Origin of the sequence: Alteromonas sp. 07-89-2 (assembly GCF_013113925.1) — a bacterium.
Classification (GTDB): Bacteria; Pseudomonadota; Gammaproteobacteria; order Enterobacterales; family Alteromonadaceae; genus Alteromonas; species Alteromonas macleodii.
The window spans coordinates 206,944-220,470 of the sequence record NZ_VTYM01000003.1; the positions used below are offsets into that span (position 1 = coordinate 206,944).

Below are 13,527 nucleotides of genomic sequence, written 5' to 3' on the forward strand. Positions count from 1 at the left end.
TAAGCAGCGTATTATAGTCAACGTAAGACTGAACGCGATAGTTGTTGCGATATAAAATATCTATTGTCGCGACGAATTTTGTTTATCGAACGCGGGCTTTTTTAGCCTATCCAAGTTCGAACATAATCTATAACAACGTTATCTGTTTTTTCTTCACAATGGGTTATAAACTCTGAGATGCTTTGAGTACGTTCAAGTTCAAATCCCAGTTTAATTGATGGCGCGCTAAAAAACTTCTCTGCAATGTGATCAGCATCTGTTGCTTCATCTTCCAGCCATGTCTCGCTGAGCTGACTTCGCCTATCTAACTTAATGGGCGCTTTTATTTGATTGAAGGTATCAGAATTGGGGATTTGCCAACTACGCATGTCTACAAATAAGTGAAAGGGTCTGCCTTTACGGGTTTTCAAGCAATCAGAAAGCTTAGCAAGGTACTGAATGTTCGTGGACATATCCCACTTACCGCGAAGCGTGACCAAAATACAATTTCTAAACGGCTCAATATGAAAAGGGGTCGTAGACATTTACTCGTACATCTCTATGCGACTATATGAATAGCTAACTCAACATCTATAGCATTCACATACTAGAGCTGATAAGCATCAACTACAACTATAGTTGAGTACTTTATAATTAAGTTTAATACCCAATAAAAAGGCCTGTGTTTAAACAGGCCTTTATAGAAGATGTAACAAAGAGATACGCTGTATTAGTCGTCTCCGAACTCGCGAATAATGCTGTTAATGGTGTCTTTAGCGTCACCCAGAACCATGCGCGTGTTGTCTTTGAAAAACAGCGGGTTGTCTACACCGGCAAAACCGGCATTCGCAGAACGCTTAAGTACAAAGACCGTTTTCGCACGGTGTGCTTCGATAACTGGCATTCCGTAAATAGGGCTGCCTTTCATCTCTTTGGCTGCTGGGTTAACTACATCGTTTGCACCGATAACAATAACCACGTCATAGTTTTCCATACGAGGGTTAACGTCATCCATCTCGTATAGTTGATCATAAGGCACGTCAGCTTCTGCCAATAACACGTTCATGTGGCCCGGCATACGCCCCGCTACAGCGTGAATGGCGTAGTCAACCGTACAGCCATTTTCCTCTAGCAACGACTGAAGTTCACGTACCGCGTGCTGCGCTTGCGCAACCGCCATACCATAACCAGGCACCACCAGTACTGCTTGCGCTGCTTCTAATACATAAAATGCATCTTGCGCCGACAGTACTTTAATCTCGCCTTCTATTTTTTCGCCGGCCTCGACTGGCTTGGCAAAGCCAGATAACAGCACATTCATCAATGAACGGTTCATGGCCTTACACATAATATTGGTAAGAATTAAGCCTGAAGCGCCTACTAGTAAACCGGTAACAATCAATATTGTGTTGCCTGTAGCAAGACCTGCCGCCGACGCTGCTACACCTGAGTAGCTATTTAAAAGCGCAATAACCACCGGCATATCTGCACCACCAATTGAAATGGTAGCCCACAAGCCGAAGCTTAGTGACAACGCAATAGCACAGTAAATCCAAAGTGGGTTGCTTGGGTCGGTAGTAAAGAAATAACCAATCACCACCATGCCAATTAGATGCAAGATGCTTAGCTCGCGAAGCCCTGTGAAAATAACGGCTTTAGAGCTCATTTTTCCTGACAACTTACCCCAGGCTACCACCGAGCCAGAGAACGTAATGCCCCCAACTAAAATTGTGAAAAACAGGGTAATAAAAGTAAACGCACTTTCAGTTTTAAGAGTAATTAGGCTCATTCCGGCTAATGTTGCCCAACCCAGAAGCAATGACGCTGCGCCACCAAAGCCATTAAATAACGACACCATTTCTGGCATTGCCGTCATTTCAACGGTCTTAGCTTTCCACGCACCAAAGGCGCCACCAATAACAAAACCTAGCAGGATGTAATGATAGCTAATAATCTGCTGGTCAAGCAGGGTGACGACGACAGCAACCAGCATACCAATGGCAGAAATAAAGTTACCTTTTTTCGCGGTATCTGGATGGCTAAGTAACTTAAGTCCTAGTATAAATAGTGCCGCAGCTACTACGTACGCAAGGTTTATTACGGTTACGATATCACTCACTTGCGTACTCCTTATTTATCTTTTTTCTTGAACATGCCAAGCATGCGATCGGTAACAAGATAACCACCCACCACGTTGATGCTGGCCAGCGCCACCGCTGCGGTACCAAGAATGGTCGTTAGCAAATTGTTGTCGCTACCCGAGGCTACCAATGCTCCCACTAACGTAATACCCGATATCGCGTTAGAGCCTGACATTAAGGGTGTATGTAAGGTTGCTGGGACTTTTCGAATTAACTCAAAACCCAAAAAAGCAGCCAGTAGCACGATGAAAAGTAGGTAAATGATTTCCATGATTAGGCTCCTTTGTATGCGTTGTTAAGCATGTCGTTGGTGATGCTACCGTCGTGGGTAATAACACAGCCGGCCAGAATGTCGTCTTCTAAATTCAGCCCAAAGGTTTTGGTTTCATCGTCAAAGAACTCATCCACAAGGTTATAGATGTTATTGGCGTACATGTCGGTGGCGGCTTTAGCCACATACTGGCTCCAGTTACCATTACCAATTACCTTTACACCGTTAACTTCAACGGTTTCGCCAGCAACCGAACCTTCAACATTACCACCTGATGTTGCGGCCATATCTACAACCACACTGCCCGGTTTCATGAGTGCTAATGTATCTTTTGAGATAAGCACTGGTGGTTTGCGACCAAATAACTGCGCTGTCGTAATAACAATGTCAGAGTCGGCAATCGCGTCGCGTTGCGCTTCTTGCTGCTTCGCTTTTTGTTCATCGGTCAGTTCTTTTGCATAACCGTCCTTCGTTTGGCCTGTTTCCCCAATGTCGATCTTAAGGAATTTGCCACCTAGGGATTCTACTTGCTCAGCCACCACAGGGCGGGTGTCATAAGCAAGTACGTTTGCGCCTAAGCGTTTCGCGGTTGCTATAGCTTGAAGACCCGCTACGCCAGCTCCAATAATAAATACCTTTGCTGGTTTTATTGTTCCTGACGGTGTCATCATCATAGGTAATATTGATGGCAACTGATTCGCCGCCTGCATCACCATTACGTAACCCGCAAGACTCGCTTGCGAGCTCAATGCGTCCATTTTTTGTGCACGAGAAGAACGAGGGATCATCTCTACAGAAATAGCGGTTAGCCCCTTTTCTGCAATAGACTCAACAAGCGATTGCTGAAAGAAAGGGTCGAGATGGCCTACCACAATGGCCCCTTTTTTCATCAACGCTAGCTGTGCATCGGTGGGTTTGTTCACCGCCACGAGCATATCTGCTGTTGATAATGCATCATTCACATCATCGATGACAGTTACGCCTACATCTTTGTATTCTTTATCTGAATACCCTGAGTGTACGCCCGCCCCCGCTTCTAGCAGCAAGGTCGCCCCTTTTTTCACCAGACGCTGTGCACTACTAGGTGTAGCCGCACATCGCTTCTCCACATTATTTAGCGGATCTGGCGCTTTTGACTCATTTAATATTATGATTTTCACACGCTTCTCCTCACATTCCGGCTATCCGAGAATGACACCCTTTAAACAGTACTAAGCCATTTTATTCACTTATGCCTAGCATTCTCTAGCAAAATCAAAAACAGAACAGGCAATTTCTGTATTTATTTTGCTTCGAATAGCCCCCCTTATTCCGCTTATTTTTCAAGCGAAACAGCGGCAAAGCTACGCTATATGGGCATACATCACTAGTATCATTTACTTACGAGTCATAACTAATATTTATATAGAAATGGCATACAGGCGATAAATGAAATAGATAATGAAGCATTTATTCTGTGAATACATCAAGTATTGCGCATTTTTTGAACACACGTAAAGGTGAAATACGCTAATCGAAGTCTAAGAAATAACGCCTTTTAAATAAGGTGATTCAATTAATTTAAAAAATTGTTAAAAAAATTTGGGGGATTTTACAAACCGTGTCGTCTTGATGAATTAACAGCGAAATGCTGTGAGAGAAAGCCAAGTGGGGTGCACACCATAAGGCGCATTAAAATTAACGATTAGGACACACACCATCATGTATAGGAAAACCAAGCTTGCATGCTCAGTGGCAGCAGTTTTAGCGTCGGCTATTTCTGCGAATAGTGCATTTGCCCAAGACGCGCAACCCAATAAAGACGTAGAAGTGATTGAGGTAAGTGGTATCCGCTCATCGGTTGCAAAATCGATGGATGTTAAACGCAGCTCTGCTGGCGTAGTCGACGCCATTAGTGCAGAAGACATCGGTGATTTTCCCGATACCAACTTAGCTGAATCACTACAGCGTATTACCGGCGTATCTATCGACCGTTCAGGCGGTGAAGGCCAGCTAATTACCGTACGTGGTTTTGGACCACAGTTTAACACCGTGTTGGTAAATGGCCGTCAAATGGCGTCTGAAAACGATTCGCGTGCGTTCAGTTTCGACACGATTGCTTCTGAGTTAGTAAGCAGCCTTGATGTGCATAAAACGTCAACGGCCACAATGCAGTCTGGTGGTGTAGGCTCTACCATTAATATTAATACCGCGCGCCCGTTCGCATTAAACGGTTTTAAAATGGCGGGCTCGGTAAAAGGCGTGTACGACGAAAATAGCGAAGAAACTACGCCGCAATTTTCTGGCCTTATTAGCAACACGTTCAATGACGACACCTTCGGTGTATTACTCGCCGTTTCACACCAAGAGCGTGAGACTCGCTTAAACCAGGCTCAGATGGACGGTTGGCTAGAAAACGTTGGCGTGCCAAACCCTGTTACCCAATCAGGCGACGCTTGGACAGGCAATGTATTTTCACCGCGAAACTACGATCACAAAGTGACCTTTGAAGAGCGTACCCGTACAAACGCTAATCTTGTATTCCAATATGCACCTAACGACAAACTGGTTGTAACTGCTGACGCACTGTATTCAGATTTTGACGTAGAGTCTGAAGCAACGTCGTACGGCCACTGGTTTACCGCACCTAACATTCAGGGTGTAGGTGATGACGGCAGCCTGTTTGATGAAAACGGCAATCGCCGCAGCCCAACGGTTGATGCAAACGGTACTATTGTCGATTTATACCAAGAGGTAGGTTTGGCGACAGATATGCACGCCAAAACGTTCGACCGTTTAACTGATACCTATGCCATAGGCCTTAACTTTGATTACCAGTACTCTGATAATCTGAATTTATCGTTTGATTTAAGTCATTCAGAAGCCGAACGCGAAGCCAATAATGGTGGCGGCGATCAGCTTTCACTTATTGGTTATGCCAACCGCGTACGATTCCAAGTAGATGACAACATTTTACCAGTTGCCAGCATGTTCGCTTCGCCTAATGACAATATTTATAGCGGACAACAAGAACTAGATGGCGCGATTGTTACTGGTCCTGACGGCTTCCCTATATACAACCCTGCACTGACACCTGATGGTGTGAGCAATCATCTTGATGAAGCTAACAGCCGAGCTCACGTAATGCTGCGTCGAGGCTGGGCGGTAGAAGATGAAGTGAGCCAGCTGCGCTTTGACGGCGAATACGTAACCGATGGCAGCGGCTTAACTGAAATTCGCTTTGGCGCACAGTACAGCACCGAAACCAAATCACTTACCCGTTGGGACAATGAAGGTGTAGGTATTCACTGTACTTACTGTGGTTACCCAGACTTACCTGAGATCCCAGCAGGCAGCCAATACGTTTTTGACGCAGGCAGCGATTTTCTTTCTGACGTAAGTGGTAGCGGTCGCATGCCCACCTCTTGGCTTGCCCATGATGGCGAAGCCAACTTTGCGTTTTTAGAGTCTTATTATCAAAGCGTAAATGGTGATTCGATTAGTTTTGATGCGGTGCGTCGCAATAACAGCTTTGAAGTTGAAGAAGATATTATCTCTACCTATATGGAATTCGACTTTGAAGGCGAAGTTGCAGACATGTTCTTAAGCGCAACCGCTGGTGTGCGTTATGAAATGACGGATGTGACGGTTAACGGAACGCAAGCGCCAATAACGGGCTTAACGATTCTGGATCAAACCGAAATGCTGGCTGGTTTTGGCGATGCGCAAAGTATTGCCACTGAGTCTGATTACGACGTGCTATTGCCAAACTTCAGCGTACGTTTAGAAATTACCGACGATTTAATTGCGCGCTTTGCGGCGAGTTCAACTATTACTCGCCCTACGCTTAACAGCATGTCGCCGGTAACCGTAATTACGACCACCCGCCAAGGTGGTGATTTAACGTCTACCAGTGGTAACCCTGCACTAGAGCCATTCAAATCGGACAACTTGGACTTGTCGCTTGAGTATTACTATGACGAAGCAAGCTATGCATCGATTGGTTACTTCAGAAAGTTGGTATCGAACTTTATTGTTAATAGCCAAGAAGACAAAACCTTCGAGCTTGCTGACGGCAGCTTGCTAACCGACCCTTCTACAGGCACTAACGCTAGCGCGCCAGATGCGGGTGACGACGTTGCTGTGTTTACCAATACTCTGCCAAATAACGGTGAAGACGCAACGGTAGACGGCTTCGAGCTTGCGCTTCAGCACACTTTCGATAATGGCTTTGGGGTGCTTGCCAACGGAACTATCGTTGACAGTGACGCCGAACTCGATCCATTCGATATTAATCAGGTATTTGCACTAACCGGGTTAAGCGATTCTTACAACTTGGTGGCATTTTATGAAACTGACGATTATCAAATTCGTCTTGCCTATAACTGGCGTGATGAGTTCGTTCAGTCGTTAACACAAGGGCAGGGTGACGGCCCAACCATTGTTGAGTCTTATCAACAGCTTGACATTAGCGGTAGCTACAGCGTGACAGACAATGTAGAAATCTTCTTTGAAGGTATTAACCTTACAGAAGAGTTTGTACATAAACGCGGTCGCTTCTCTAATCACTTGCTGTTGGTTGAAGACAGCGGCAGACGTTGGGCCTTCGGTGTGCGCGGAAACTTTTAGTTTCGCGTAATTGGGGGCGACATTTGTCGGTCCCACATTCGTGGCTACCATTTGGTAGCCACAGTTTTTATTCAGGAAATCAGTATGACAACAGCAACTCCCATAACGCACATTGTAGTAGTTGGTGGCGGTAGCGCAGGGTGGCTAACGGCTGGTCGTATTGCAGCGCAACATCAATGCGCTACCCGCAAAGACATTAAAGTAACCTTAATAGAAAGCCCCAATGTGCCTATTATTGGCGTGGGCGAAGGCACCTGGCCAACCATGCGCTCAACACTAATTGCATTGGGTATTAGCGAAACCACTTTCATCAAAGAATGCGACGCCACATTCAAGCAAGGAGCAAAGTTTGCTAAGTGGACCACTGGTGAAGAGCACGATTTTTACTACCACCCTCTCATGCTGCCCCAAGGGTTTTCGCAAACAAATTTAGGTCCTTACTGGCAGACTGTAGCACCAGAATTAAACGAGTCTTTTTCCCATGCAGTATGTGTTCAGGAAGCTATATGCGAAGCAGGTTGTGCACCTAAAAGCATACGCCACGCAGAGTTTGCAGGCACCGCTAACTATGCTTATCACCTAGATGCAGGAAAATTTACCGCCTTTTTAACCAAACACTGCACGGAAAAACTAGGTGTACACCATGTGCTGGCCGACGTTAACCGCGTCGAAAGCAGCAATAACGGCGATATCAAAGCCCTTCATACCGAGCAAGGGGTAACAGTAGAAGGCGACCTCTTTGTTGACTGTACCGGCTTCAAATCTATGCTGCTCGGCGAACACTTCAAGGTGCCGTTTATTCCCTGTGACGATGTACTTTTTATCGACCGAGCATTAGCAGTACACGTGCCTTATGACACCCCGCAAAGTCCTATTGCATCCCACACTATCTCCACCGCACAAGACGCCGGTTGGATTTGGGATATCGGTTTGCAGTCACGCCGAGGTGTAGGCCACGTCTATTCCAGTAGGCATCAGAGTAAAGATGACGCCTATGCTCGCTTAGACACATACGTTCGCCAAACCAGCACGTTAAACGGCATAGATGGGATAAACGTAAAAGACATTACTATTCAAAGCGGACACAGGCAGCGCTTTTGGCAAAATAACTGCGTGGCTGTTGGGCTAGCGGCGGGCTTTCTAGAGCCTTTAGAAGCCTCAGCGCTTGTACTGGTTGAGCTGTCTGCCTCAATGATTGCCGAACAGTTACCCGCAAACCGAGCCGTGATGGATATTATGGCGAAGCGCTTCAATGACACCTTTTCCTACCGTTGGCAGCGAATTATCGACTTCTTAAAGCTTCATTACATGCTAAGTAAGCGAGAAGACAGCGCATTTTGGCGGGACAATCGCGATAGTCATAGTATTCCAGACTCATTAAAAGAATTACTCGCACTGTGGCAATACCACCCGCCTAGTGACAAAGACTTTACCAGCAACAACGAGGTATTCCCCGCGGCAAGCTATCAGTATGTCCTGTACGGCATGGGGTTTACCTCAGATTTAGGCGCACATCAGCAATGGGTGAACGCCGACTTTGCTAAGCAACAGTTGATGCAGAACAGAAAAGCTCGCGGCATGGCGGTGGAGAAACTGCCTAAACATCGCGAACTTATTAATAAAATTCACCAATTCGGCCTGCAGGCCGTTTAACAGCAAATCAATAAGCAGGACCTACGTATGACTCATATGGTTGCCATTAATAATAAACAGCATGCAGATTTGAAAGTAACCGACGATGCATTGTCACTAAGTGCCAATCAGCACCTTGTTCCTGTGGTGGTCTCTGAGCTAAACAAGCTAGTGGTGCATTATCCCGTGGTGATCACCAAGTTTGACGACTCGGGACAATTTGGCTTATCTGCCTTGTTAGGTTTTGAAGAAAAGGAAAACCTATTTTGGCAGCAAGGTGAATGGAATGCGGTTTATATTCCGGCACAGTTTGAACGCTTGCCTTTTTATGTAGGAACGGAAGCGCAAAGCGCTGACAGCAGTAACCGGGTGCTGTGCATTGATATGGATAACGCTTCAGTAAGCGAAGAAAAAGGCACACCGCTTTTTGATAATACGGGAGAGCCCAGTAACTACCTGTTAGAAAAGCAGCAGATCCTTGCTCAGCTTCTTGACGGTGAAACGCAAAATCAACGTTTTATTGCCGCGCTTCAACAGCATAACCTTATCACACCATTCACCCTAGATATAACCTTTGAAAACGAAAGCAAAACGTTTATAACAGGGCTATATACCATTGATGAAGATAAGCTAGCGGCGCTTAGTGCTGACGCGATTGCTGATTTGCATGCACAACACATGCTGCAAAGCATTTACACGCTCATAGCGTCAAACGCACAAATCTATGCCCTTATCGACAAAAAGAACAAGGCGAATAAAAACGCAGACGCATGGTTTCAAACTACGAATTGATTAAGGTTGGTGAGCAAGCCACACCGATTGTTGTTATCGATGGTTTCATACCAGACTCGCTGAGTTTGGTAGAAACAATTGCGCAACACCACCCATTTACAAAACAAGATGGCGACTTTTATCCTGGGGTGAGAAGTCACCCGCCCCAGGAGTATGTTGAACACCTACATACCTCGCTTCCACTGCTGTTTAGCCAACTTGCTTCGCATAATGGGCTACAAGATTTTGGCGTGGAAAAGCCGCTTCAAATACCCCTAGTGCAACTTTCCATAGCCAATCAAGCGCCGAAAAGTTTATCGCCCATTCAATGTATTCCGCACATCGATACACAAAAGGATAATGAATGGGCATTGGTGCACTATCTGTTTAGCGCTCCTTTGGGCGGTACTGCATTCTATCGACATATTGAAACGGGGTTAGAGCGGGTTAATGCAGCGCAATACGAAGGCTATTTTAAAACCTTAAAACGTCAAGCCACCAGCGTAGGGTTACCACCTAAAGCGTACATAAACGGTGATACCGCCATGTTCACCCAAATCGCCCGTATTGAGCCTATGTTTAATCGCGCCGTGTTGTATCCAGCCAACTTGCTGCACAGCGGCTGTTTACCTAACGATATTTCGGATTTTGTTGATGTGAAAGAAGGCAGGCTAACCGCAAACGCCAGTATCACGTTTAAAGGGTAAAACGCTCAGCCCTAATAATGAGGGCTATGAAAACTTCAGATAGCGATTTGCGATAGCTGCCTTTGGTAGTGCTCGTTACGTTACTGCAATTTTAAGATTGACGACTAATTCATTAGTGAAAATGTAATAGACGCGATTTCATCCGTGCCCGTTACGGTTATTGGTGAAGTCAGGCTATCAAAGGTAAATGGAATTTTCTCATAGCTACGACCACCGTGTTCTCTAGCCACTTCAACGTGAAGTATTAACGACGACGAGTTTGCGCTTTGTCCAAAATCATCCAATCCATCCCACTTTATGTGCAAGGGCGCGTTTTTCTTTGTAGCCCCGGCAAACCCATCGACTAAACCTTCATTTTTCCGACCCACTCTTCGCCACCATGTGCGCAGCTCGCCTAGCCATCTTTCGCTGGTGCCGCGAAGCGCCAAGCTTTTTACTAGCCGGTTCTTTTCGTCGCTTATCCACACGCTTACGTAAGGACCGCGATAATCTGCAATGTCAAATAGCGGTAAGGTGATATCAATTGAGATGGCGTGGCCATTTTTTTCAGCCTTGTTTTTCCCCGACGTGCGAGCCGTATAGGTGTTGCTGGTAAATACCCTGCCATTTTCATCAATTAACTTCAGCGCTAGTGATGGGTTCGCGTTAACCAACTCCATGGCTTGCTGCGCTGTTTTGGTTGCCGAAAAGTGTGCTAACAACATTGCTTCAAATGCGTTATCCGCCACTGATATGGCTTGAAACTTGGCGCTAGGCCAACCGTCACTGTGGCTTAACACGCCTTTTTCTAAAGACGCCAGCTTTGAAGTAGAAAGTACTGGGCGTTGCCACGGCCTGATGTATGCGATGGTGCTTGGATTACTAACAGCGTCCGTTGCGCGGCCATTTTGAATTACAGCCTCTTGCGCCACGGTCCCCTGCCAACTAAAACCTTGGTTCGACGCGTGGGTTTCTAGCCCTTGCGCGCTAATGTGGTAAGAACGAATATTAATTGATGTCAGGTAGTTAGCAATACGATCTACGGCAAGAGAAGCTGTGAACTCGGATAAATCCCACTGGATAGGTGACGCAAATGCCACGCTGTTATCGTTATTAAAATTGACCTCAGCAATGCGCGCCACACGAGCAAGACGTCTCACTTCGCGACGTGAAAGGTCATGCTTACCTTGAACATATTCGGCCCAATAGTCATAAAGCGCACCGTTGCGGCAGCTTATATTACCTTCAGTTCGATTAAACCAATCCTCGCACCGCTTAATGGCACTGTACAGCCACGCCGGAAGTGTACCTTTGTAACGTTGATTAATTTCGCTAAGCGCACTCGTTGCGTTTGATTTATCTAACGTTTGATAGGTGTCTTTAATCAGTAGATCAATATTTTTCCGTTCAATGGCGCTAAGTGTCTGCTCTTCGTACAGGGTTATTTCTATTTTAAGCGTGTGGGAGGTTGCTTCTGGTGATGGTGCAGGAAACACATACAACTCGGCCTTAACAGCATAGCTGGCGGTAAATACCGCCAGATATAAAAGGAAACGCCCAACCATTATTCGCTGACTTGTGCAGTGGTGGTGTCACTTTGCTCCTGCTGACGTGGCGCAGGCGCTGGATCAGCTAACGTTAAGTAGCCATCACCATTAGTGTCGTAGCGATGAAAAGCATTAAACCCAGACACCATGTACTCTGAAAATGTCATTTTGCCATTCTCGTCTGTATCTAGAACTTCAAAGCGAACGTAAGTTTGCTTAATTTGTCCTTCATGGGTTTTCTCAATCTGTGCATCCAGTCTGTCTTCAAACTCAAGTACATATTCTTGCTCTGTGAGTTTGTCGTCACTGTTTTCGTCTGTGCGCTGGAATTGCGCTTTGCGAACGGCGTGAAACTCCTCCTTTGTTACCTTTTCGTCACCGTTCTGTTCGTACAAGGTAACAAAGCCTTCAATATTGTGGCTGGTCGGCATGCGCAACATAGGGCGCTGTACTAGCTCAGGTTTGTCATCTTTTTCCTGTGACGCCGAGCGACGGGGTGCTGGTTCAGGGTCGCCCAGTGCAACTACACCATCATTATCACTGTCCATACGCGAGAAACTTCGCTCACCCACCGCATTGACTTCATCAATAGTAATGAACTCGTCATCGTTGCTGTCAACAGCATGGAAACGTATGTGAGTTTGTTTTACCGATGCTTTTCTGTCTTCAGCTAACCGTTTTTCTACTTTGCCTTCCCACTCATAAACGTATTCACTTTCATCAAGTACACCGTCTTTGTTGGTATCAGACGCATTGAAGCGAGCACGTCTGGCATCAACGAACTCTTCTAATGGAAGTGACTCGTCTTTGTTTAAGTCATAGGTCAATATAATGCCGCTGGCGCTATGTGGTGCAGCTACTGCCGAAGCGCTAATACAAAGCGCAGATACAACGGCTAAACTTACTGTTTTAAACATAATTATCTCCTTGTACCCTCAATGATTAATAGGCTTCGAACGAAAGTGTGGTGGTGTAGCTATAAGTGGACACGTCTGCACCATCAGGCGCGTCGGTACGCAGTCTTACTTGCATCAAATAGACATCTTGTGCTGAAGGAGTAAATAACGCTTGCCCTTTGGCATTTGTCGTTAATTTTTCTACATCAGATTCTTCGGCGAACTGATCTTTTCCTTGGTACACCGAGACTTCATGATCGGTTACAGGCTTACCGTTAAACAGAACTTTGAAATTAAAACTCTCGTTGGCAAACAAACTGTTAGGGTGATTAATTGCCACGATCTCTAAGCCGTCGTTTCTTGGCGCTAACGCCTGTTCACTTGGCCCTTTCTTCGTTATGTACGTTGTTGCAAACGTAACTGATTGAAAGTGCTCTTTTAGTATCGCACCTTCAGGTAGAGGCTTTTCATTACCTCGCATAGAGCCACGCTCACCGTCCTTTTCATACACGCGAAAAATTGCCCCCATGCGTTTTCCGGTTGAAAACTGGTAAGTCCCTTCTTCCTCTAAAGTGTGCTCAAGAACATTACGGGTAGAAAGATCGACAACCTTCTCCACACTCACTAGCTTGCCGCTAGGGGTTACCACTTCAAACGATGCATTCGTAATTGCCGCTTCTGGTACAAAAAATTGTTCTGCAAAAGATGCATCCAGCGTGACTTTACCGCCTCTAACCGGTTCAAACTGAAGCGGTTTTAGGTAAGCCACGTGGGCTAGAGCAGCGCCACTGAAGCAGCTTGCAATAAGCAAGGGTAAACTGATGAGCGTGTGTTTTTTCATGGTTTTTTATTTTCTAGTTGTGTAAAAGTGAAATCATACTATTGCAAATGATAATTGTTATCAATAGTATTACGATCGATTTTTGACGCACGAAGTGTCAAGAAATCACTTTGACAGGCGCGATTTAAGAAAAATAAAAATGATATCAACCGACG

11 protein-coding genes are annotated in these 13,527 nt (G+C 45.7%); 4 read left to right on the forward strand and 7 right to left on the reverse strand.

Annotated features, from left to right (window positions below; all coding sequences use genetic code 11):
* Window positions 1-101 precede the first annotated feature (101 nt).
* From F0261_RS03680 to F0261_RS03695, 4 genes are all read right to left on the reverse strand, one after another.
* Window positions 102-524: a hypothetical protein gene (locus F0261_RS03680; protein ID WP_039233749.1), complete on the reverse strand. Its 423-nt coding sequence runs from the start codon at window positions 522-524 to the stop codon at window positions 102-104.
* A gap of 185 nt (window positions 525-709) precedes the next feature.
* Window positions 710-2,098, reverse strand: a complete 1,389-nt coding sequence (locus F0261_RS03685; protein WP_014951244.1) for an NAD(P)(+) transhydrogenase (Re/Si-specific) subunit beta — start codon at window positions 2,096-2,098, stop codon at window positions 710-712.
* Window positions 2,099-2,109: 11 nt separating this feature from the next.
* Complete coding sequence (locus tag F0261_RS03690; RefSeq protein WP_014951245.1) at window positions 2,110-2,391, reverse strand: NAD(P) transhydrogenase subunit alpha; 282 nt, start codon at window positions 2,389-2,391, stop codon at window positions 2,110-2,112.
* Between the two features lie 2 nt (window positions 2,392-2,393).
* Window positions 2,394-3,551 carry an NAD(P) transhydrogenase subunit alpha gene (locus F0261_RS03695; protein WP_171337241.1) on the reverse strand — a complete coding sequence of 386 codons (1,158 nt, stop codon included), beginning with the start codon at window positions 3,549-3,551 and terminating at the stop codon, window positions 2,394-2,396.
* 541 nt (window positions 3,552-4,092) lie between these two features.
* Here F0261_RS03695 and F0261_RS03700 point away from each other — a divergent pair.
* From F0261_RS03700 to F0261_RS03715, 4 genes are all read left to right on the forward strand, one after another.
* A complete protein-coding gene (locus tag F0261_RS03700; protein WP_014951247.1) occupies window positions 4,093-6,999 on the forward strand; it encodes a TonB-dependent receptor in 2,907 nt (968 codons plus the stop codon).
* Window positions 7,000-7,083: 84 nt separating this feature from the next.
* Window positions 7,084-8,652, forward strand: a complete 1,569-nt coding sequence (locus F0261_RS03705; protein WP_061486785.1) for a tryptophan halogenase family protein — start codon at window positions 7,084-7,086, stop codon at window positions 8,650-8,652.
* 27 nt (window positions 8,653-8,679) lie between these two features.
* On the forward strand, window positions 8,680-9,423 hold the full coding sequence (locus tag F0261_RS03710; RefSeq protein ID WP_171337242.1) for a SapC family protein: 744 nt from the start codon (window positions 8,680-8,682) through the stop codon (window positions 9,421-9,423).
* Window positions 9,402-10,109, forward strand: coding sequence for a DUF6445 family protein (locus F0261_RS03715; protein WP_171337243.1), 708 nt, complete (start codon window positions 9,402-9,404; stop codon window positions 10,107-10,109). The genes F0261_RS03710 and F0261_RS03715 overlap by 22 nt, the downstream gene beginning before the upstream one ends.
* A 104-nt stretch (window positions 10,110-10,213) precedes the next feature.
* On the opposite strand, the gene F0261_RS03720 is transcribed toward F0261_RS03715, so the two are convergent.
* Genes F0261_RS03720 through F0261_RS03730 form a run of 3 tightly spaced genes read right to left on the reverse strand, consistent with a single transcriptional unit; the run spans window position 10,214 to window position 13,372 of the window.
* Complete coding sequence (locus F0261_RS03720; RefSeq protein ID WP_171337244.1) at window positions 10,214-11,653, reverse strand: DUF2271 domain-containing protein; 1,440 nt, start codon at window positions 11,651-11,653, stop codon at window positions 10,214-10,216.
* Window positions 11,653-12,552, reverse strand: coding sequence for a calcium-binding protein (locus tag F0261_RS03725; RefSeq protein ID WP_171337245.1), 900 nt, complete (start codon window positions 12,550-12,552; stop codon window positions 11,653-11,655). Before F0261_RS03725 ends, F0261_RS03720 begins: the two co-directional genes overlap by 1 nt.
* Window positions 12,553-12,577: 25 nt before the next feature.
* Entirely contained in the window at window positions 12,578-13,372 is a 795-nt protein-coding gene (locus tag F0261_RS03730; RefSeq protein ID WP_171337246.1) for a DUF4198 domain-containing protein, read from the reverse strand.
* Window positions 13,373-13,527: the final 155 nt, after the last annotated feature.

Coding starts and splice junctions, on each gene's coding strand:
- F0261_RS03725 (WP_171337245.1), bottom strand. CDS start 12,552: ATGTTTAAAACAGTAAGTTTAGCCGTTGTATCTGCGCTTTGTATTAGC.
- F0261_RS03730 (WP_171337246.1), bottom strand. CDS start 13,372: ATGAAAAAACACACGCTCATCAGTTTACCCTTGCTTATTGCAAGCTGC.
- F0261_RS03705 (WP_061486785.1), top strand. CDS start 7,084: ATGACAACAGCAACTCCCATAACGCACATTGTAGTAGTTGGTGGCGGT.
- F0261_RS03710 (WP_171337242.1), top strand. CDS start 8,680: ATGACTCATATGGTTGCCATTAATAATAAACAGCATGCAGATTTGAAA.
- F0261_RS03690 (WP_014951245.1), bottom strand. CDS start 2,391: ATGGAAATCATTTACCTACTTTTCATCGTGCTACTGGCTGCTTTTTTG.
- F0261_RS03720 (WP_171337244.1), bottom strand. CDS start 11,653: ATGGTTGGGCGTTTCCTTTTATATCTGGCGGTATTTACCGCCAGCTAT.
- F0261_RS03680 (WP_039233749.1), bottom strand. CDS start 524: ATGTCTACGACCCCTTTTCATATTGAGCCGTTTAGAAATTGTATTTTG.
- F0261_RS03700 (WP_014951247.1), top strand. CDS start 4,093: ATGTATAGGAAAACCAAGCTTGCATGCTCAGTGGCAGCAGTTTTAGCG.
- F0261_RS03715 (WP_171337243.1), top strand. CDS start 9,402: ATGGTTTCAAACTACGAATTGATTAAGGTTGGTGAGCAAGCCACACCG.